The organism is Clostridioides difficile ATCC 9689 = DSM 1296 (genome assembly GCF_001077535.1).
Taxonomy (GTDB): domain Bacteria; phylum Bacillota; class Clostridia; order Peptostreptococcales; family Peptostreptococcaceae; genus Clostridioides; species Clostridioides difficile.
The window spans coordinates 1,695,820-1,718,403 of sequence record NZ_CP011968.1; the positions used below are offsets into that span (position 1 = coordinate 1,695,820).

Genomic DNA, 22,584 nt, shown 5'->3' on the forward strand with positions numbered 1-22,584 from the left:
GAATGTTTAAGAGTTTAAAGAGAACGAAAGTTGAGAAATACATTATCGATAATAAAGACTCTTTTTATAGAATAGCATATAGTTATACGAAGAATGAAGAAGATGCCTTAGATGTGGTTCAAGAAGCCATGTATAAGGCACTATACTCAGTGGAAAATATTAAAGAAGTAAATTATATAAAGACATGGTTTTATAAAATTTTAGTTAGAACGAGTATAGATTTTATTAGAAAAAACCGTAAATATAATAATATGACAGATATTGACCTTATAGATGAGACTGGAGAGTATGATAAATATACTGATTTGGATTTAAGAAGAGCTTTGGAAGAATTACCTATTGAATACAAATCTATTATAATATTAAGATTTTTTGAAGATTTAAAGATTGAAGAAGTAGCAATAATATTGGATGAAAATGTGAATACTGTTAAAACTAGGTTATATACTGCTTTAAAAAAACTAAAATTAAAAATTGAAGAGTAGGGATAAAAAGAATGACAAGCAAAGAAAGGTTAAATAAGTTAAAAGATGAGTATCATAAAATTCCAATACCCAAGAAATTAGATACTATAATAAATCATGAAAAAATAGAAAACATATATCGAGAGAAAAATAAAAAAGTAAATAGATTAAGATTTAAAGTTGCAATAGCCTTTGCATGTATATTTACAGTATTAGTAAATATAAGTCCTGTATTTGCAGACAATTTTTCTAAGATACCTGTAATTGGAGCAATAGTAGAAGTAATAACTATAAAAAATTATAGTTTAAAAAGTGAAAATTATGAAGCTGAGATTGATATTCCTAAAATACGAGGTTTAAAAGATAAAAACTTAGAACAAAGATTAAACAGTAGTTTTATGGAAGATGGAAAAAGGCTTTATCATCAATTCCAAGAGAGAATGGAGAAGATACAATCATCAAAGAATAAAGGATATAAATCTTTAAGTTTGAGTTATAGTGTAAAAAATAATTCTAAAAAATTTCTATCAATAGAGATGACAAAAAATGAGATAGAGGCTTCATCATATGTGAGTAAGGTACATTATACTATTGATAAAAAAAGACAAATAGTTTTGACTTTGCCAATGCTTTTTAAAGATGATAAGTATATAAAAGTTATAAGTGATAATATAAAAGAACAAATGAGAGAACAAATGAAAAAGGATAGTACAAAATCCTATTTTATAGATCAAAAAAAAGACTTGCCTGTTGAAGATTTTAAAACAATTAATAAGTATCAGGATTTTTATTTTAATAAAAATGAAGACCTTGTAATTTGTTTTGATGAATATGAAGTAGCACCTGGTTATATGGGCGCAGTTGAGTTTGTAATACCATATAAAGTAATAAAAGATTTGTAAATTGAATAGTAGTTTATATATAAATCTTTTAAGGAGGACAATATGACTACATATAAAAAACTTAAAAAATCTATATTTAAAATTGCTATATTTTCAATATGCTTATTAGTTTCATTAGTAGATACAAACCCTATATTTGCAGGTAGTTCCTTTAATGAAACTTCAAATAGTGATACGATAAAGGTGTTAAATGCTAAGAGTATCAACTTTAAACAAGACAATTATGAAGTGAATGTGAGTATTCCTAAAATAAAAGGTTTAAAAGATAAAACTTTAGAGAATAAATTAAACAATGAGCTTTTGCAAGATGGGAAAAAAATTTACAGTGAATTTCAAAATAAAATGAAAAAGGAAAATAATAAGGGTCATAGATACCTAAATGTAATCCATAATGTCAAAAATAATTCTAAGGACTTTTTATCAATAGAAATGACAAAAGAAGAGATAGAAGCTTCCTCATCTATAACTAAGAAGCATTACACTGTTGATAAAAATAGAGGAATACTATTAAATTTACCAATATTTTTTAAAGATAGTAGATATATTAGAGCTATAAGTGATAATATAAAAGAGCAGATGAGAAATCAAATTAAGAAAGATGATACAAAATCTTATTTTATAGACCAAGATAAAGACTCGCCAGTGAAAGATTTTGAATCTATAAATAAGTATCAAGATTTTTATTTTAATAAAAATGGAAATCTTGTGATTAGTTTTGATGAATATGAAGTAGCTCCTGGTTATATGGGAGCAGTAGAATTTGTGATACCAAATAAAGTAATAAAAAGACTAAGATAGATATATAGAAGATTTTTAGATAGACTGGTAAGGAGAATTATATGAATATATATGAACAAGCAATAAGATTAATAGAAAATAATGAGGATTTCGCATTTGCTACAATAACGTCTCATTCAGGTTCAACACCACGTGAAACTGGAGCAATGATGATTGTGAAAAATGATTCTACTATATTTGGCTCAGTAGGAGGAGGTAGTGTAGAAGCAGAATGTATAAAACATGCAATTAATGTTATAAAAAACAGAGAATCAATGTTGTATAAATTTACTCTAAACAAATCTGATGTGGCAAAACTAGGAATGATATGTGGAGGTACTGGAGAAATACAAATAGATTTTATAGATAGTAAATTAAAAAGTAATATAGAAAAATTTAATAAGAGACTAAAGGAAAATACAAGTAAAGCATATATATTTGGTGCAGGTCATATTTCAAGAGATGTTGCTGTGATACTATCTCTTTTAGAATTTAGAACAGTAGTAATAGATGATAGAGAAGAATTTGCTAATCATGAAAGGTTTCCAGAATCAGAAGTAGTAGTTTTAGATTCTTTTGAAAACATACCAGATTTTCCAACTGACGAAAATAGTTATATAATTATTTTAACAAGAGGTCATCTATATGATTCAAGTGCTTTAGAATGGGCTCTTAAAAGAGAGGCTGGTTATATAGGTATGATTGGAAGTGGAACAAAAATTGGATTGACTTACGAAAAACTCATGAAAAAAGGTTTTAAGAAGGAAGAATTATCAAAAGTACATGCACCAATAGGCATAAAATTGAATGCTCAAACACCAGCTGAAATAGCTGTATGTATAGCTGCTGAACTTATAAATTGTAGAGCTAATAAGGAAAAATAAACTAATGAACACAGGGAGTAAAGATATTGATACTTTAAAGGTTAATTTTAGAGGGATTGAAATAAAAGCAGTTTTAGTATATAAAAATAGAAAAAATATTTCTATAAAAATAGATCCATTTGGCAAAATAACTGTAATGAGTCCTCCTAAAATATCCAAAAAAATAATAAAAGATATAATTATTGAAAAAGGAGACTGGATACTTAAAAAGTCAGAAAAATGTAAAGGAAGAGAGGAAGTATATAAACAAAGAATGTTTATAACTGGCGAAAAATTTCTTTATTTAGGTGAAGAGTACCATCTAGTTATAAAAGAACTGTTGAGAGATTCTGTCAAAAAAAGTAACTGTAGAATAACTATTAACGAATATCAAATAGTTGTTCAGACAAATGATACAAGTACAGATTTTATTAAAAAATCTTTAAAATCTTGGTATAAGATGGAAAGTGAAAGAATAGTATTAGAGAGAATAGATTTTCTTAAATTAAATTGTGAAATAATGAAGCAATTAGTTCCAGCGAGTGTTAAGGTAAAAGAACAAAATAAGAGATGGGGAAGTTGTACAGCTCAAAAAAATATTTATATAAACTCAAAAATATCTATGGCAAGATTAGATGTAATTGATTATGTAATAATACATGAGTTTAGCCATTTAGTACATATGAATCACTCTAAAAAATTCTATGATTTAGTAAAATCCATTATGCCCGATTATAAAGATAAAGAAAATTGGCTAAAAATAAATGGATATAAAATAATAATCTAAAAACGATTATTCCAAAATATAGGCGTAAAGTATAAAAGAAGTATTATTGTGAAAAAAATAAATAATCTGAAAATTTTAAAAAAAGTCATTGACATTGTAAATGATAGGGAATATAATCTATATTAACAACAAAACAGAATTAAAATATAAAATTAAAAAATTAAAAGCAATGACAGAGACAACAATACTAATAGTGTTATCCACAGAGAACCAATGTTGCTGAGAATTGGTGTTAACAGTAGTATAATGATCACTCTGGAGCTTTTGTACTGAATATTTTTAGTAAGTACAAACGTATGTCAGCGTTACATGACTAAGGTTAAGGTAATTAATTACCCGACCTGAAAAAAGAGGGGTAGATGTATTTTTTATATCTACAAATAAGGTGGTACCGCGGAATATAACTTTCGTCCTTATAAGTAATATTTATATTGCTTATAAAGATGAAAGTTTTTTTATTTTAAGCGATATAAATAAATTTAATCCATATAAAATTAATAAAAAAATAATAAAAATAAGGAGGGATTTTTATGGAAAATACTGTATATGCTAAATTAAACCAAGGAATAGATTCTTTTTTAAGAGTGGCTATGACTCTAAGAAGAAGAGAGGTTGATATACAATCAATAAGTATGACTGTAGATAATATGAATAATTCAGGTATAAAATTAATAGTAAATGAAGAAAAGACATCTTTAGATTCTGTCTTAAACCATATGAAAAAACTACATGATATAAGAGAGATAACTGTTGAAAGAATGAGACATTAATTAAATATATTTTATAAAACTAAAGATAAATATGCTTATTTTAAAATAAAAAACTAAAGATAAATATTAAATAAGAAAAATCTTAGATTAAAATATAAGTGTCATTGAATTTATTAGTTTATCACAGTTAATAAATTTATTAGTTTGTTGTAGCTAATAAAAACTGAAAATTCTAAAATTATAATTGTAAGATTATATAAATTTAGAATTTAAATCTGTTGAATAATATTAAAACAATGATAATGAGTATGAATTTCTAATAAAAATAAATATCATAAAAATAAGAAAAAGTATTGGGAGGAAATGAAAATGGCAAGAATGTATTATGAAAAAGATGTGGATTTAGAGGTTTTAAAAAATAAAAAGGTTGCAGTTTTAGGTTATGGAAGTCAAGGACATGCACATGCACAAAATCTTAGAGATAACGGTGTACATGTAATGATAGGTCTTTATGACGGAAGTAAATCAGCACAAAAAGCAAAAGAAGATGGATTTGAAGTTAAGAGTGTAGCAGAAGCTACAAAAGAAAGTGATTTGACAATGATGTTAATGCCTGATGAAAAACAAAAGAAAGTTTATGAAGAGAGTGTAAAGGATAACTTAAAAGAAGGTCAGACATTAGCTTTTGCTCATGGATTCAATATACATTATAATCAAGTACAACCACCAGAATTTGTTGATGTTGTAATGGTAGCTCCTAAAGGACCTGGTCACTTAGTTAGAAATGTATTTACAAAGGGAAGTGGAGTTCCTGCACTATTTGCAGTATATCAAGACTACACTAAAAAAGCTACAGAGACAGTTTTAGCATATGCAAAAGGGATAGGAGCAACAAGAGCAGGTGTTTTAGAAACTACTTTTAAAGAAGAAACAGAAACAGATTTATTTGGAGAACAATCAGTACTTTGTGGTGGAATAAGTGAACTTATAAAATTGGGATATAAAACGCTTGTAGATGCAGGTTATCAAAAAGAAGTAGCATATTTTGAATGTTTACATGAAATGAAACTAATAGTCGACCTTATATATGAAGGTGGATTTGAAAGAATGAGATATAGTATAAGTGACACAGCAGAATATGGAGATTATGTATCTGGTAAAAGAGTAATAACTGATGCTGCAAAACAAGGTATGCAAAATGTTTTAGAGGATATACAAAATGGAAAATTTGCAAAAGCGTGGATTAAAGAAAATGAAGAAGGACGTGAAAACTTCCTAAAAACTAGAGAAGAAGAATATAATACAGAAATTGCCGAAGTTGGTAGAAATCTAAGAAGTATGATGTCATTCTTAAAATAAATATATATTAAATGGATTAGTTTGAGGGAAAGAGTGGTGTATAGTAGTGCGTATGAATGGAGCAAAGGTAATTTTAGAATGTTTAAAGAAAGAGGGAATAGACACAATATTTGGATATCCTGGTGGAGCCGTGATACCTCTTTATGATGCTCTATACGATTATTCAGATGATTTTAAACATATAAGGACATCCCATGAACAAGGTTTAGTTCATGCTGCAGATGGGTACGCAAGAAGTACTAATACAGTAGGAGTTTGTTTTACAACATCTGGTCCAGGAGCAACAAATGCCATAACTGGAATAGCAACAGCTTTTATGGATTCTTCACCTATGGTTGTAATTTCAGGGCAGGTGCCAACTAGTTTATTAGGAAAAGATTCTTTTCAAGAAATTGACATAACTGGAGCAACATTATCTATGACAAAACATAATTATTTAGTTAGAAACACTAAAGAATTAGTTCCTACAATAAAAGAAGCTTTTAGAGTTGCAAATTCAGGTAGAAAAGGACCTGTACTTGTAGATGTTCCAAAAGATTTATTTTTAGCAGAAATGGATTTTAGTGGTGAGGACTATGATTTATGTCAAATAGATGATTATATGGATTATAAGAGTGATTTTGATCTAGATGATGAAACTAATATTAAGCTTTTAAATGAAGCAATAGATATCATAAAAGAATCTAAAAAGCCTGTAATATATGCAGGTGGAGGTGTTAAATCTTCAGACAGTGAGGAAATTCTTGAAAAATTTGCAACTAAGATAGATACACCCGTACTAAATACACTTATGGGGCTTGGAAATATAGATAGAAAGAATGAACTATCTCTTGGAATGGTTGGAATGCATGGAAGTAGAGAAAGTAATTTAGCACTTTCTAATTCAGATTTAGTGATAGCGATAGGTGCGAGATTTAGTGATAGAGTGATAAGTAAAAGTTCTGAATTTGCTAAAAATGCAAAAATAATACACATAGACATAGACCCATCTGAAATAAGTAAAAATATAGAATCTAATGTATCTTTGGTTGGAGATGTAAAGCTAGTCCTTAGTTTATTAATTGAAAGGGTTGAAAGTAAGAATAATAGCAATTGGAAAGAAGAGATAAAGACATTTAGAAAGAGTGAGGGTGTACAAACATATGAATTTCATCCACAAAATATACTTAAAAAAATAAATGAAAAATATGAAACATTAAAGAAACCCACTGTGGTAGTAACTGATGTCGGTCAACATCAAATGTGGGCTGCTAAGTACTGGAATTTTAAAGGTAATAAAAGTTTTATAACATCAGCAGGGTTAGGAACTATGGGATTTGGTTTAGGTGCAGCTATTGGAACTAAAGTTGGTAATGTAGATAAAAATGTAGTTTTAGTCACTGGTGATGGAAGTTTTAGAATGAACTGTAATGAACTAGCTACAGTTGCAAATTATAATGTACCTATGCTTATTTTACTACTCAATAATAGAACATTAGGAATGGTAAGGCAATGGCAAAAGTTATTTTCCAATCAAAGATACTCTCAAACTGACATTAATGAAAATGTGGATTATGTTAAACTCGTAAATGCATATAATATTGATGGATATAAGGTAGCCAGTATGGAAGAATTAGGAAAGGCGCTAGATATGATAGATTTTAATAAACCTGTATTTTTGCAATGTGATATAGATAAGGATTATGATGTTTATCCTATTGTAGCACCTAATGATGCATTGGAAAATTTGATATGTAACTAAAACTTATACTGAATATTGATAAAATTTTTTATTAAATTTTTATTGGTATTCAGTTTTGTTGTTTAGAGATAGATTGGCATTTTTTATTTTTTCAAATAAATCAATGACTATATAATTGAGAACTTATTAAATTTTAATTATACAATTTGGAATAGTATTACAACTTAAGTAAATAATAATTTTGAATAATAATTTACGGAGGTATTCATATGTTTAAACACGATAAAGCATTATTAAAAGAAGTAAAAGTAGAAAGACCAAATCCTCAATATGCTGTTTTAATGCAAGAACAGTTGGGTGGTGCAAATGGAGAGTTAAAAGCAGCTATGCAATACTTGTCCCAAAGTTTTAGAATAAAAGACCCTCAAATAAAAGATTTATTTCTTGATATAGCAGCAGAAGAGCTTAGCCATATGGAAATGGTAGCACAAACTATAAATTTATTAAATGGACATGATGTTGATTATAATTCAGTTAATACAGGCGAAATAGAAACACATGTATTAACTGGTCTATCACCAGTCTTAATAAACTCATCAGGAGCTCCTTGGACTGCTAATTACGTTACAGTTACAGGGGATTTAGTAGCTGACTTACTTTCAAATATAGCTTCTGAACAAAGAGCTAAGGTAGTTTATGAGTACTTGTATAGACAAATAGATGATAAATATGTAAAAGAAACAATAGATTTCTTACTTAATAGAGAAGAAGCACATAATGCTCTATTTAGAGATGCTTTAAATAAAGTTAAAGATACAGGTTCAAATAGAGATTTTGGAGTTACAGAAGATTCTAAATTATATTTCGATTTGTCTACTCCAGGGCCAAATCACGATACTAAGATAGATATTAATCCTCCTTCTTTTGAAAAACCTTTAAAAAAATAATTTGATATTTTTTATGTTGTTTTGTTTTAGTAGTTATAAAAATTATTTACTAGAAGAATTAATTATATGAAAAATTAAATATGTATAGTTAAAAATGGGTATACACTTATTATAAGTGTATATCTATTTGTTTATTGCAAAACATATAATAAAATAACAAATGAGGTGGTATTTTGGACAGTAATAGAAAACCTAATAATCTAATAAATGAAAAATCTCCATATCTTTTACAGCATGCTTATAATCCTATAAACTGGTATAGTTGGAATGATGAGGCTTTTAAAAAAGCAAAAGAAGAGGATAAACCAATATTTTTAAGTGTAGGATATTCAACATGTCATTGGTGCCATGTTATGGAAAAAGAATCTTTTGAAGATGAAGAAGTTGCTGAAATAATGAATAGAAACTTTGTGGCAATAAAAGTAGATAAAGAGGAAAGACCTGATGTAGATAGCGTGTATATGACAGTTTGCCAAGCTATGACAGGTAGTGGTGGATGGCCAATGACCATAATAATGACACCAGATAAAAAACCTTTTTTTGCGGGAACATATTTCCCAAAATATTCAAGGTATAATAGACCTGGAGTTATAGATTTATTAGAGAATGTATCTGAAAAATGGAATACAAGCAGGGATATATTAATAAAATCTGGAGATGAAATAATAGAAGCTCTTAAGGATGATTTTGGTGTAAAAAATACTGAGGGTGATTTATCAAAAGAGATGTTGAGTTCATCAGTTAGAGTATTTAAGGCTATTTATGATGAAAATTATGGTGGTTTTGGTAATGCTCCTAAATTTCCAAGTCCTCAGAATCTTATGTTTTTAATGAAATATTATAGTATAGAAAAAGATAAAGATGTGTTAAAAATGGTGGAAAAAACTTTAGATGGAATGTATAGAGGAGGCCTGTTTGATCATATTGGATTTGGGTTTTCAAGATACTCTACTGATAAAAAGTGGTTGGCTCCTCATTTTGAAAAAATGCTATATGATAATGCTATGCTTACTATAGCTTTTTTAGATGCGTATAAAATAACAAAGAAAGAGTTATATAAAGAAATTGCTATAAAAACTATAGATTATGTAGTTAGAGAGATGAAGGATAAAGAAGGTGGGTTTTATTCAGCACAGGATGCTGATAGTGAAGGTGAAGAAGGTAAATTTTATACATTTAATCCTCTTGAGATAATTGAAGTTTTGGGTGAAGAAGATGGAATTTTCTTTAATAATTATTTTGATATAACTAGTAGTGGAAATTTTGAAGGCAAAAGTATTCCTAATCTTATAAAAAATAAAGAATATGAAAGACATAATGAAAAGATAGCTGACCTTAGTAAAAAGGTATTTGAATATAGAAAAGAAAGAACATCTTTGCATAAAGATGACAAGATACTTACATCATGGAATGCATTGATGATAGTTGCTTTAACAAAGGCATATAGTACTTTAAAAAATGACATATATTTAGAGTATTCAAATAAGTGTCTTAACTTTATAAATAATAATCTTGTAAATGAGTCAGGTAGATTATTAGCTAGATATAGAGATGGAAGTTCCGACTATTTAGCATATTTAGATGATTATGCTTTTTTAATCTGGGCGTATATAGAGCTTTATGAGTCAACATTTAATATGAAATATTTAGAAAAGGCTTTAAATTTGAATGAAAGCTGTATCAACCTTTTTTGGGATTATGAAAAAAGTGGATTTTATATATATGGTAAAGATAGTGAAAATTTAATAGCAAGACCAAAAGATTTGTATGATGGAGCTATTCCATCAGGAAATTCTGTTCAATTATACAATCTTATAAGACTTGCGAAAATTACTGGAGATAATAGACTTGAAGAAATGTCATATAAACAATTAAAACTGTATGTGGATAATGTAAAGAGTTCTCCAACTGGCTACAGCTTTTATATGCTTTCATTGATGTTTGAACTTTATTCTACTAAGGAAATTATATGTATTTTTAAGGAAGATTCTGATTTAATTGCATTTAAAGAATTGATAAGTGAAAATTTTATACCAAATGCAACTTTTTTAGCAAAGAAATACAATGAAGAAAACACTATTATAGGTTTTTTAAATAACTATATATTGAAGGATGATAAGACTAGTTATTACGTGTGTCAAAGTAATAGTTGTAGTCAACCAATTAATGATTTACAAAAATTAAAAGATATGATTTTAGGAGTAGAATAATCATAATAGCGAAAAAGGAGATGCTTTAAAATAAAAGTCTAATCATCTCCTTTTTTTGTACAAAAAACAGAAAAAGAGTTCCTAAGAACACCTAATCTATGTAATGATTGTTTTGTTAAAAAATAAAAATGACATTATAGTTATATAAAATATTGTACTACAAAAAAGTAGTATTATAGATGCGATAGTATTAATCGTTTTTATTTACTCTCTTTCTTCTTTTTGCAAATTCTTCAAGTGCTTCAGATTTAATTTTATCTATTTCTTCATATTCCATAAAATTAGCATCTTCTTCAAAGCCATCTTGTTCTTCACCATTAAAACGATACATTTTTTTTAGTAAACTCCATAAGGTCTCTAATTCATCTTTGGTAAATTCGTGAAATACATCTGCCATAAAGTTTATTCCAGTCCTACTACATGTCACCATAACCTTTTTTCCTAAGTCTGTAACTTTAACATTAATTGCTCTCTTATCATGAGGACTTGGAATTACATCAACATATCCATTTTTTTCAAGATTAGCAACTAGTCTATTTATATTTTGTTTACTTGTACCCATTTTTCTTGCAATATTATTTAATGTTGTTTCTTCCTCTGGTAAATGAAGAATTGATAAAATAGTCATATACTGTCTTGAAGTAAGTATACCAAAATATTTATCTCCTTCTATTTGTATTTTGTTTGTAAGGGTAAAAAGAGTTGCATATGTTTGATTCATTAAAAAGAGCTCTTTTAGTTCATTTGAATAATCCATGAAATATATCTCCTTTATTTTTAGATGTTGTTTTGTCGAAAACAGAATATCATGAATTAATTCTAATGTCAATATGGTGTCAAAATATATTAAAGTGTTACTTTTTTATGTAACTATTAATTAATTAAATTATTGTATAATTTTATGTAAAAACTTCTATGTACCAATGATAACTTCTATGAGGAATTAATAATTCTTAAATTTTTTAGAAAGATTTTGACTTGAAAATACTTGTAATATAATATATAAATTAATATACTGAATAAAATCAATCTGGAGGGATAATTATGAAGTGTACAAACTTTACTTTCAAAGGAGAGGAAGGTTTAGATATATATACATATAAATGGGAAGATGAAAATATAAAAAAACCAAAGGCAGTTATCCAAATTGCACATGGAATGGCTGAAACTGCACAAAGGTATGAGACTTTTGCCAAGGTACTTACTAAAAATGGTTATATAGTATATATCAATGACCATAGAGGTCATGGAAAAACTGCAAAGATAATAGAAAATGTTGGACATTTAGCTGAAAAAGAAGGATTTAGATGTCTTGTAGAGGACATGTATACTTTAACAAATATTATAAAGAAAGAAAATGAAGATTTGCCAATTTATCTATTTGGACACAGCATGGGTTCATTTGCAAGTCAAAGATATATAATGGATTACAGTAATAATTTATCTGGACTTATACTATGTGGTTCAAATGGAAAGCAAGGAATCATTCTAAATCTTGCTCATCTGATAATCAATCATGAGATTAAAAAGTATGGAAGACGTTTTAAAAGTAATAAAATAAATAATTTGATATTTGGCGGCGAAATAATAAGAAGAAATGAAAAGACTAAGTTTGACTGGTTAAGTAGAGATAAAGAACAAGTTGAAAAATATATAAATGACCCATTTTGTGGAGTAGTGTGTAGTTGTGGCTTTTTTTATGATTTAGTTCAAGGGTTAAAAGAAATTGAGGATAAAGAAAACTTAAAAAAAGTGCCACTTGATATACCTATTTACATAATATCTGGAGATAAAGACCCCATAGGAAAAAATGGTAACGGAGTCTTAAGACTAAGGGATAGATATATAAAATTAGGAGTAAAAGATGTAACTTGCAAACTTTACAAAGATGGAAGGCATGAATTGTTGAATGAAATAAATAGAGAAGAAGTTTTTGAGGATATAATTTGTTGGTTAAATAATAAAATAGAAATATTGTAATAAAAAAAATATAATGATATATTTACTTTAAATTTATTTATATATAATATTTGAAAAGTGGATTATGTATATGCAAAGTAGAAAAGAGAGAGCCTAGAAGTGATTTTTCGCTACAATGCCATTTATTGAATAGGTGGGTGTTATTATAAATAAATTATTAACACTCAGTATTATTATCATTGTATATGGAATTTATTTTATTTAAAATTCCTTGAAAGTTTAAATATAGTAAGTTGTAGTAAAGAGAAAATCTAAATATTTAAATGCTATTTAATGTGAATCTATTAATTAGGTTATACTTAAACTTAATTAATAGATTTTATATTTCAAGCTAATGAGATAGGGTTTTAGATTAAAATATAACCAATGGTTAAATTACAGACATTTTGTTAACTTTCCCTCGATTTACTAGTAAATATTTTTTTAATATACTTAAATTACAACAGATGTACTAGGGAGGTATATATGCAAATTAAAATAGGTAAAGTCATACAGCGTCTTAGAAAAGAACGAAATTTAACTCAAGAACAATTAGCAAAGTTTATAGGTGTGTCAACACCAGCAGTATCTAAGTGGGAGAGTGGAAATTCTTACCCAGATATAGAATTATTGCCTTTATTAGCAGACTTTTTTAATGTGTCTATTGATAAGCTTTTAAATTACAAGATTGATTTAAGTGAAGAAGAAGTAATGAAAATTTATAAAGAATTAGAATCAGGCTTTGCTAGAATTGAAATTGATTTATCAACAGAAGAACCAAAAGAAGAATTTAGACAAGACTTAGAATCTGTAAAAAAGCTTTCCAATATGTATATAGAGAAGTATCCTAAAAGCTATTTATTGAAGCTAAGGATATGTTCGCTGTATCAGATGTATTCATATAAATTTGGTAAGAGTGAACTTAATGACAGAGTAAAAGAAACAACGAATATTCTTGAAGATATAGTGAGAAATACAGATGATATCCAAATAAAAGAAACAGCTCTTATTATATTATCAAACGCATATTGTATGTTGGAGGATTATGAAAAGGCAGAGTTGTATTTAAATATGATACATAAGTCAATAGGGGATACAAGTGTTAATTTAGCTATGATATATTTAAAGCAAAATAGACTTGAAGAAGCAGAAATATTGCTTCAAAATAAATTGTTTAGTAATGTATTTAATATAAGCATGGATTGTAAGGGAATAATTAATGTATACAAAAATCAATACAAGGAATTAAAGAAAAAATTGGAGAATAGAAATTTTAATAAAAATGCAATTGAGAGAGAAATGGAGTATATAAAAAATAAGTTGCTGGGGTATGCAAATCTTTCTTTAGAAATAAAAAAAATGCTCAGTGAAGATAAAGGTGCATTTTTTAGTATGTATATGGATTATATGGAATTATCTCTAATTTTTTTATTTTTTAACATGAAAGAAGAAGCAAAAAAAGCCTTATATAGTCTAAAAGAAATATTAGAAAAATATCCTATACATGAAAATTTGGATGTAAGTCAAATGAGATTTTTTGATAAGGTAGAGTCTAAAAATTTATATACTTTTAATATATATACAAACTTGTTAATTGTACTTAATGATGATAGTTATAATGAGCTTAGAGAAGAACCAATTTTTAAGGATGTAATTGAAAAGATTTTAGATATGGAAAAAATGTTGAAAAATAAAGAATAAGTAAAAATTTAATATAGGACTTAAAGATTAATCAAATTAAAAGAAAGTGTTTCAAAATAAAAATTTGAATCACCTTTTTTGTCTGTCTTAAACAGTTATTTAGAAAAATAGAGGTTTCAAAATAGAAATCTGAATTATCTGTATTATTACACAAAAATAGAAACCTAAATTTATAAAAATAGAATAAAGTTTGTTATATAAAATGTAATTTTGTCTATAAAATCTCACCTGTTTTCTAACTTTAAGCGTGAAAAAGAGAATGTATCATGAATTTTTTAGTTCATGATGCATCCTTCTTTGTATGAAATCCAATATATCTTTATTATTTAAACAATGGAAAAGAGTCTTATTTCTATTTTGAGACATCTCTTTTATTTAATTATGAAGTTTTATACAGTTCAATAAATAGGAATTATATTTAGAAACTCATGACATTATTTCTTAGATAGTGATTAAATTTATCATATTCCATTTTAGATAACTTTTCTGGGTAAGACATTACAATCAGGTTATGCCCATTAAATTTTTCATGGTATGGTGGATGAATGTGTTCATAATTATTTGTCTTATATTTTACTCTTTCATAGAACGCCTTGCGATAAATTGAAATCTCATCAATTGGAAGGTCAATTTCTAAAATAATAGTTTTTCCTTTCTTATTTAAAAGCTCTAACGCTCTTTGTCCATATCTATTATTGCGCATTTCTGGAAAAATGCAGAAATGTTCTACATAGATAAAGTCATCTGTTTCCCAACATAAAATTATGCCGACAAACTGGTTTTTATTATAAATTAAATTGAATTGATATTCTTTATTTTTCAAAATTTCTTCTTGCAAAGAAGATTTTCTTTGTTCATGAAATGGGAAACTAATTTTATATAATTCCATAGCCTTGTAATATAATTTATTTTCACTGGTTCTTAACCGTTCAAATTTCACTTTACTCCTCCTAATCACGAAAATTCCAATTTATTTATGAGTTCATTTTACCATAGTCAGTATTTGCATACAATGTGTTTTAAGTTGAGTGTCATTTCTTTCTTTTATTTATGTTTATATCTCATAGACTAAGAGATAATTACTTAAGACATAACTAAAAACTATTATATTAAGCTTTGATAATCTAAAAACAGTATATTTATGGACTTTTCTAGGTCTAAAAGTAATCTTAATAATTTTAGAAGTTACAAAAAAGTTACATAAATTTGGAAAGCTATAATATACATATATAATATAAGGTTAAAACTGTAATGAATAATATTAATTTAAAATTTGAACATGGAAGGAGATTATTATGGAGAAAAGAGAAAAGAGGATAATAATATCATCTTTATTAAGTGTATCAATTTTAATGGGTTTGGTAAGTATATATTCTATATTAAATAAAGAAGACATAATTTTAACTGTTAAGGGTCAAGAGCAAAAAGTATCTTCCTTTAAGAAAACAGTTGAGGAACTTTTGGATGAACAGGGTGTAAAGTATAATTCTGAAGATAAGATTAATCCAAGTTTAGATACAGAACTAAAAGATGATATGAAAATAAAAGTTGTTAAGGTAACTAAAAGTAAAAAAGAAGAGATTGAAAAAATTCCATTTGATACAAAGCATGTAAATGATAGTAATTTGTTAAAAGGAAAATCTAAAGTTTATCAAGAAGGTCAAGAAGGAGAAAAAAAACTAGTCTATAATTTAACTTACCATGATGGAAAGTTAGTCAAAAAAGTCTTATCAAAAGAAGTAATATCTAAGGAGCCAACTACAAAAATTATAAAATATGGAACTAAAGAAAAAGTACTAATAGCATCAAGAGGAGCAAATATAAGAGGAGGCAAACATATGAAAGTGGTTGCCACTGCATATGCAGGAGATACAATAACATCTACTGGTACAACTCCAAGATGGGGTGTTATTGCAGTTGACCCACGTGTAATACCATATGGAACAAAAGTATATATACCTAAACTGGGTATGACTTTTGTAGCAGAAGATTGTGGAGGTGCAATTAAAGGTAATAGAATAGACATTTTTATGAACAGTGAAGGAAAAGCTTCAAATTGGGGAAGGAAAAGTATAGATATATATCTACATTAAATTAGTGAATAGAATAACTTTACTTGAAGGACAAAAAAGTATAAAATATGAATTAACTAAACTGTTAGATTATTCTTAAAACATAAAAATATATCTAAGGGGGGATAAGATGAAAATAGTCTGCTTAGGAGACAGTTTAACGTATGGATTTGGGGTATCACGAAGTAATTCATGGACAAACATTGTAAATAAAGAGACTCGATTAGAAATAGTAAATAAGGGTATAAATGGTGATACAACAAGTGGTATGTTAGCTAGGTTTAATGAAGATGTTGTAAAAAACTCTCCTGATATAGTTTTTATAATGGGTGGCACCAATGATTTTATTGCTGGTGCGGGAAATAAAATTATTAATTCTAATATAATGGCTATGGTGCATCAGTCATATTCAAAAAATATTATACCTATAATAGGTATACCATTAAAACCAGATATTCCAAATGTTAGGGAAGATTGGAGTTGTTTTACTGATTTTAATATAGTATCTCAAAACTTAGAATCATATAGTTATTGGATAAAAAAATTTTGTATGACATTTAATACTAATTTCGTAGATTTTTATTCAGAATATAATAAAAATATGGAACTAGAAGGATATAAAAAATTATATTTTGATGGGTTACATCCAACCAAAGAGGGTCATAGAATAATGGCAGACATTTTTATTAATTCAATTAATAAGTATATAGAAGAGTTATAGATTACATTAAAATGCTTGTTTATGCGTCAGTTGCAATAAATACATACAGTAGAGAGGGGTTTATTATGGATTATACTAAAACTTATGAAGAGTGGATAAAGGGTTCATATTTTGATGAAGATACAAAGCTAGAGTTGGAGAATATAAAAAATAATGAAAAAGAAATAGAGGATAGATTCTATAAGGATTTAGAATTTGGGACTGCGGGTCTTAGAGGAATAATTGAAGCAGGAACGAATAGAATAAATAAGTACACAGTTAGAAGAGCTACTTTTGGATTGGCAAACTATATATTAGAAAACACAACAAAAGAAGAAACAAGTAGAGGAGTAGTAATAGCTCATGATAATAGACACAAGTCTAGACAATTCTGTATAGAATCTGCAAATACTTTGGCAGCATGTGGTATAAAAGCATATATATTTGATAGTTTGAGAACTACTCCAGAATTATCTTTTGCTGTTAGAAGCTTAAATGCAATCGCTGGTATAGTCATAACAGCAAGCCATAATCCTCCAGAATATAATGGATATAAGGTATACTGGGAAGATGGAGCACAAGTTATGCCAGAGATTGCAAATGCAATAACAGAGAAAGTAAATAGTATACATGATTATAGTACAATACCAACCTTAACGGAAGCTAATAAAAATTTGGTAGTTTTGTTGGACGAATCACAAGATACTAAATTTATAGAAGCAGTAAAAAGCCAAATTATAAGAAAAGATTTAGTTAAAAATGTAGGTAAAAGCTTTAAGATAGTTTATACACCTCTTTGTGGAACAGGGAATGTTCCAATAAGAAGAGCATTGAAAGAAGTTGGTTTTGAAAATATAATTGTAGTTCCAGAAGAAGAAAATCCAGACCCAAATTTTGCAGGGCTTGATTATCCAAATCCAGAAGAGAAAAAAGCTTTAAATAGAGGTATATTACTCGCAAAAGAAAAAGGAGCAGACCTTGTAATAGCAACTGACCCAGATTGTGATAGAGTAGGTGTAGCAGTAAAAACTACTACAGGTGAGTATGCTTTACTTACAGGAAATCAAATTGGTGGTATGCTGACACATTATATAATAGAAGGATTAAAAGAAAATAATAAATTAAAAGAAAATCCTACAATAATAAAAACCATAGTTACATCAGAATTTGGAGCAGATATAGCTAAAGCAAATAATGTTGATGTATTAAATGTTCTTACAGGTTTTAAATTTATTGGTGAAAAAATAAAATTATTTGAACAAAATAAAAATAGAAGTTATGTATTTGGATATGAAGAAAGTTATGGTTACTTAGTTGGGACTCATGCTAGAGATAAAGATGGTGTAGTTTCTTCATTGTTAATATCTGAAATGGCAGCATTTTACTATTCAAAAGGTATGAGTTTATATGATGGTTTAATAGAACTTTATAAAAAGTATGGATTTTTCAAAGAACAGACTATATCTTTGACTTTAAAAGGTATAGAAGGTGTAGAAAAGATAAAAGAAATAATATCTTATTTTAGAGAAAATCAAATTGATTATATAAATAGTATTAAAGTAGTTGATAAAAAAGATTATAAAAATGGTATAGATAATCTTCCTAAATCTGATGTTTTAAAATACTTTTTGGAAGATGAATCTTGGGTAGCTATAAGACCATCTGGAACAGAACCAAAACTTAAATTTTACATAGCTGTAAAAGGAGCTAGTGATATTGAAGCAGATAAAAAGATTCAAGGTTTGAAAAAGTATATAGATGACATGGTCGAAAAATTAAAATAAAATATTATTATTTTATAAGATAATTTTGTAATAATATTTATTTAGCTGAAAATTATAATTTACTTTCATTGAGTAGAATATGGAAATGTTAGTAGAATTGTTATTTTCAGCTTTTATTTGTGTTATTTTTACTTAAATAATTATATTATAGAATGAATCTGAGTATAATTAATATTGTATAATGAAATTAATTTGATAGAAAAGGGGATATTTATGTTTGGTATAGATAAGAAATTGATTGAATATATAATTGCAAAATCCAATTACAGTGAATTAAGTTCAAAGTCAGCAGAAGTATCTTTCTTCTTAATGTTGTCCATATTTCCTTTTTTAATATTTACAATAAGTTCTATAGCTTATATACCGATTCTTCATTTAAATAAGTATATAGCTTTGTTTAGAAATATGATGCCAGAAGGTGCTTTTGCTGTGTTATCTTCAATCATAGTTTCTGCAATAGACAATAGAAACCTGAAATTTTTAGCAGTCAGTTTTGTACTTACTATGTGGACATTTTCAAGAGCAGTAAAAGCTCTTATTAAAGGAATGAATAGAGCCTATAAAGTTAAAGAAACTAGGTCTTTTTTTAAAATTTTATCTATATCATTTTTATTTACAATAATGCTTTTGGTCCTTATTTTTTTATCTATGATATTTTTAGTTTACGGGGAAAAAATAGGTTATTTTATTTTTAATCTTGTAGGATTGGATGAGATATTTATAAAAATATGGGATATTCTAAGATACACTGTAGGTATAATAACAATAATAGTGATATTTACACTTTTATATAAATACACTCCAAATAAAAAGTTAACTATTAAAGAATCTGCGCCAGGTGCTATTTTTGCTACTTTTGCTTGGTTTTTAGTATCATTTTTATATTCTTATTATACAAATTACTATGCTAACTATGAAGTAATCTATGGAAGTATAGCTGAAATAATTGTACTTATGACCTGGATGTATTTTAGTAGTTGGTCTATCGTTATTGGCTATGAGGTAAATTCAAGATTGTATTTTAGAAAGATAAGACATGAAATGTTAAAGTAAAGTATTTAAAATAAAAGAGAGTATTTAGTATTATAAATGTAATTGAATTAATAAAGAAATATTGACATTTAAGTTAAAAAGTCTAGAATTTTTCTGGGCTTTTTTTATTTTTAGTATAACTTGACAAATTTTATTTAATGGGATAGTTTTAATTTATAATCATCTTTAAAAAGATGACTATTGATAAGTAAGAGATAAAATTGGTAAGTATCAAAAAATATACTAAATAAAAATTATAGTCCTAATGAGTTAATTTCTGTATTTTCAAATAATGCAGTATTTAGTCATGTGTTTTTATATGTGCCTGTATTTCTAATTACCAATATATTAGAATAAGCTACTGTAATTAGATTTAGAAAAAAGCGACATAAATAATTATAAACAAATAATAAATTACATAAAATTAAATTTATTCACAAGTATATCTTATAAAATATGTTATAATTAATAGAAAATTGTCATATAATTAATTAAGTAGTATTATTATAAATAACATTGAAAGGTAGTGGTTAGAATATGGATACCCATAATAAATATGTAAATTTTATAAAAAATATACCTGTACCTTTTTTATATTGTAGAATTGTAAAGAGACAAGAAGATATAGAATATCGAGTAGAATATATAAGTAAGGGTATGGGCAAAGTATTACAATTAGAAGAAGGTATTTGTGATAAAAATATACTAGATGTATTGCCTGTATTTAAGTCTAAAAAATATTTCAAAGAGTTGTTCTCAAATGAAGTGGATTGTATAAAAAGGTACATTCCGACACTTAAAAACTGGATAAATATAAAAAAACAGATAATAGGGGATTCATACATAATTTTGTATTTTGGTAAAATTGTATTTGATTATAGACAGATAATCGATTCCTTTGATAAAAAGGAAAAAGTAGCTTATATTAAAGACGAAGAAGGCATATATATAGATTGCAGTGAAAATTTAATACCAATATTAAATAACAACATTAAAACAACGAAAGATATCTTTGGTAAAAATGATATAGAAGTATGGGGAGAGAATACAGGAAAATTATTTAGAGATGATTATAGAGAAGGAGTATCTAGTAAAAAAAGATTTTTACAAAATCTTTTTGAATATGAAGAAACATTTTTTATGGTTGAAAAATATTTTTTGTATGATGAAGACGAACTTTTAGGTACTATAGGGATAGTAGACAATATAATATATAGTGGTTACAGTAATAGAAATTATAACTCAAAAGATTTAATGAAGATGATAGAACACTCAATTCCAGAGAATATGTTTTATAAAGATGTGTATGGAAATTATATTGGATTTAATTCAGGTTTTTTGAATTTAGCTTGTATGAATAAAGAAGAATTATTAGGGAAGAATAGTTATAAAATATCAGAAGAAGAAGCTTTAATAGATAAGATATTTGAAAGTGATAAGGGTGTAGTTGAAAATAAAAAAGTAGTTACATTTGAGTTAAATATAAGTATGAATGATGAAAACAAGTGCATTGAGATTACAAAAAGGCCGTTTTTTGATAGCTATGGAAGTGTTATTGGAATAATTGGAACAGCAAGGGATATAAGTAGAAGAAAAAGATTAGAAGAGGAAATGGATAAAACTAGGATGGAATTTTTTGCAAATTTATCCCATGAACTTAGAACGCCTATAAACTTAATATCATCTTCATTACAAGTGATAGAAAAAAAAGAAGCAGATTTAATAGAATCAAATGATACTTTAAAAAGAAATTTAGGTATAATAAAACAAAATGGAAATAGAATACTGAGGTTAGTAAATAATGTTATAGATTTTACAAAAATGCAATCAGGATATTTAGATTTTAAACCAGAAGAATCTGATATAATTGCATTTATAGAGGAGATATGTATGTCTGTAGCTGATTTTGCAAGCCAAAATAATATACAACTTACATTTGATACAGAAATAGAAGAATTTTCAATGTTATTTGATTCAGAAAAATTGGAAAGAATAATATTAAATTTACTTTCTAATGGAATTAAGTACAATAAGAAAGATGGAAAAATAAATATATTTTTATATGTGAAAGATAATGTATTTAATATGAAAATATCTGATAGTGGTATAGGTATACCAAAAGAAAAAATAGATAAAATATTTAATAGGTTTGAACAGATTGACAATGAACTTTCTTACAGAGTTAAAGGAAGTGGTATTGGACTTTCATTAGTGAAATCTTTGGTTGAGTTGCATGAGGGAAGTATATCTTTAAAAAGTCAACTTGGTATTGGAAGTGAATTTATAGTTTCATTGCCTGTTAGAAGTAAAAATAATATTGAAAAATATAATCATAAAAGAGAAATCAGCAATGAACTAAGTAAAAAATTAGAAATAGAGTTTTCGGATTTATAAGTTTAAATATAAAAAATAAAATTTTAAAAAAGTATTGACAATTGATTTAGAAGGGTTTAAAATAAATTACAACATAATAAATAAAAAGGCGATGAATAGGAAGAGTAAATCTAATTCGATTACCAGAGAGAAGAGTCCGTTGGCTGGAAGACTTTTTAAATTAGAGGGATTGAAAACTACCTAGGAGCTACTTTCTGAAGTCATCTGCATTAGTAGATTTTAGTAAGAATAGTCGTTAGCTG

At 26.7% G+C, this 22,584-nt stretch carries 19 protein-coding genes and 2 other annotated features (1 of these 21 only partly in view); of the genes, 17 read left to right on the plus strand and 2 right to left on the minus strand.

Annotation, left to right across the window (positions count from 1 at the left end; genetic code table 11):
- The first annotated feature begins 2 nt into the window (after window positions 1-2).
- The 10 genes from CDIF1296T_RS08235 (at window position 3) to CDIF1296T_RS08280 (ending at window position 10,700) form a co-directional block, all read left to right on the plus strand.
- Window positions 3-485, plus strand: coding sequence for an RNA polymerase sigma factor (locus CDIF1296T_RS08235; RefSeq protein ID WP_003436663.1), 483 nt, complete (start codon window positions 3-5; stop codon window positions 483-485).
- An 11-nt stretch (window positions 486-496) separates the two neighbouring features.
- On the plus strand, window positions 497-1,366 hold the full coding sequence (gene rsiV, locus CDIF1296T_RS08240; protein ID WP_003436661.1) for an anti-sigma-V factor RsiV: 870 nt from the start codon (window positions 497-499) through the stop codon (window positions 1,364-1,366).
- 15 nt (window positions 1,367-1,381) lie between these two features.
- Window positions 1,382-2,164 carry an anti-sigma-V factor RsiV gene (gene rsiV, locus CDIF1296T_RS08245; RefSeq protein ID WP_043897304.1) on the plus strand — a complete coding sequence of 261 codons (783 nt, stop codon included), beginning with the start codon at window positions 1,382-1,384 and terminating at the stop codon, window positions 2,162-2,164.
- A 41-nt stretch (window positions 2,165-2,205) separates the two neighbouring features.
- Window positions 2,206-3,027, plus strand: coding sequence for an XdhC family protein (locus CDIF1296T_RS08250; RefSeq protein ID WP_009896519.1), 822 nt, complete (start codon window positions 2,206-2,208; stop codon window positions 3,025-3,027).
- Window positions 3,028-3,031: 4 nt separating this feature from the next.
- Window positions 3,032-3,793 (plus strand): M48 family metallopeptidase, encoded by a 762-nt coding sequence (locus CDIF1296T_RS08255; protein ID WP_003436655.1) that lies wholly within the window; start codon window positions 3,032-3,034, stop codon window positions 3,791-3,793.
- Between the two features lie 160 nt (window positions 3,794-3,953).
- Window positions 3,954-4,211, plus strand: a binding site (T-box leader).
- A gap of 112 nt (window positions 4,212-4,323) precedes the next feature.
- On the plus strand, window positions 4,324-4,563 hold the full coding sequence (locus CDIF1296T_RS08260; RefSeq protein ID WP_003429800.1) for an ACT domain-containing protein: 240 nt from the start codon (window positions 4,324-4,326) through the stop codon (window positions 4,561-4,563).
- A 252-nt stretch (window positions 4,564-4,815) separates the two neighbouring features.
- Window positions 4,816-5,862: a ketol-acid reductoisomerase gene (gene ilvC / locus CDIF1296T_RS08265; RefSeq protein WP_225541044.1), complete on the plus strand. Its 1,047-nt coding sequence runs from the start codon at window positions 4,816-4,818 to the stop codon at window positions 5,860-5,862.
- Between the two features lie 52 nt (window positions 5,863-5,914).
- Window positions 5,915-7,603 (plus strand): biosynthetic-type acetolactate synthase large subunit, encoded by a 1,689-nt coding sequence (gene ilvB, locus CDIF1296T_RS08270; protein WP_009896672.1) that lies wholly within the window; start codon window positions 5,915-5,917, stop codon window positions 7,601-7,603.
- Between the two features lie 209 nt (window positions 7,604-7,812).
- A complete protein-coding gene (locus CDIF1296T_RS08275) occupies window positions 7,813-8,490 on the plus strand; it encodes a manganese catalase family protein (RefSeq protein WP_009896673.1) in 678 nt (225 codons plus the stop codon).
- A gap of 173 nt (window positions 8,491-8,663) precedes the next feature.
- Complete coding sequence (locus tag CDIF1296T_RS08280; protein WP_009896674.1) at window positions 8,664-10,700, plus strand: thioredoxin domain-containing protein; 2,037 nt, start codon at window positions 8,664-8,666, stop codon at window positions 10,698-10,700.
- 190 nt (window positions 10,701-10,890) lie between these two features.
- Here the strand turns inward: CDIF1296T_RS08280 and CDIF1296T_RS08285 are convergent, their stop codons facing one another.
- Window positions 10,891-11,457 (minus strand): MarR family winged helix-turn-helix transcriptional regulator, encoded by a 567-nt coding sequence (locus CDIF1296T_RS08285; protein ID WP_009896676.1) that lies wholly within the window; start codon window positions 11,455-11,457, stop codon window positions 10,891-10,893.
- Between the two features lie 287 nt (window positions 11,458-11,744).
- Between CDIF1296T_RS08285 and CDIF1296T_RS08290 the strand changes: the two genes are divergently transcribed.
- A complete protein-coding gene (locus CDIF1296T_RS08290) occupies window positions 11,745-12,680 on the plus strand; it encodes an alpha/beta hydrolase (RefSeq protein ID WP_009896678.1) in 936 nt (311 codons plus the stop codon).
- A 465-nt stretch (window positions 12,681-13,145) separates the two neighbouring features.
- Complete coding sequence (locus CDIF1296T_RS08295) at window positions 13,146-14,360, plus strand: helix-turn-helix transcriptional regulator (RefSeq protein ID WP_018112778.1); 1,215 nt, start codon at window positions 13,146-13,148, stop codon at window positions 14,358-14,360.
- Window positions 14,361-14,778: 418 nt separating this feature from the next.
- On the opposite strand, the gene CDIF1296T_RS08300 is transcribed toward CDIF1296T_RS08295, so the two are convergent.
- Window positions 14,779-15,300: a GNAT family N-acetyltransferase gene (locus CDIF1296T_RS08300; RefSeq protein ID WP_009896730.1), complete on the minus strand. Its 522-nt coding sequence runs from the start codon at window positions 15,298-15,300 to the stop codon at window positions 14,779-14,781.
- Between the two features lie 355 nt (window positions 15,301-15,655).
- Here CDIF1296T_RS08300 and CDIF1296T_RS08305 point away from each other — a divergent pair, with 355 nt between their 5' ends.
- The 5 genes from CDIF1296T_RS08305 to CDIF1296T_RS08325 all read left to right on the plus strand — a co-directional run bounded on the left by CDIF1296T_RS08305 (window position 15,656) and on the right by CDIF1296T_RS08325 (window position 22,342).
- Window positions 15,656-16,453 carry a 3D domain-containing protein gene (locus CDIF1296T_RS08305; protein ID WP_003436560.1) on the plus strand — a complete coding sequence of 266 codons (798 nt, stop codon included), beginning with the start codon at window positions 15,656-15,658 and terminating at the stop codon, window positions 16,451-16,453.
- A 109-nt stretch (window positions 16,454-16,562) separates the two neighbouring features.
- Complete coding sequence (locus CDIF1296T_RS08310) at window positions 16,563-17,153, plus strand: SGNH/GDSL hydrolase family protein (RefSeq protein ID WP_009896731.1); 591 nt, start codon at window positions 16,563-16,565, stop codon at window positions 17,151-17,153.
- Between the two features lie 65 nt (window positions 17,154-17,218).
- Complete coding sequence (locus tag CDIF1296T_RS08315) at window positions 17,219-18,916, plus strand: phospho-sugar mutase (RefSeq protein WP_009896733.1); 1,698 nt, start codon at window positions 17,219-17,221, stop codon at window positions 18,914-18,916.
- A gap of 213 nt (window positions 18,917-19,129) precedes the next feature.
- Entirely contained in the window at window positions 19,130-19,969 is an 840-nt protein-coding gene (locus tag CDIF1296T_RS08320; protein ID WP_003436555.1) for a YihY/virulence factor BrkB family protein, read from the plus strand.
- A gap of 516 nt (window positions 19,970-20,485) precedes the next feature.
- On the plus strand, window positions 20,486-22,342 hold the full coding sequence (locus CDIF1296T_RS08325) for a PAS domain-containing sensor histidine kinase (RefSeq protein ID WP_003436553.1): 1,857 nt from the start codon (window positions 20,486-20,488) through the stop codon (window positions 22,340-22,342).
- Window positions 22,343-22,424: 82 nt separating this feature from the next.
- Window positions 22,425-22,584 (plus strand) — a binding site (T-box leader) (it continues 81 nt past the right edge of the window).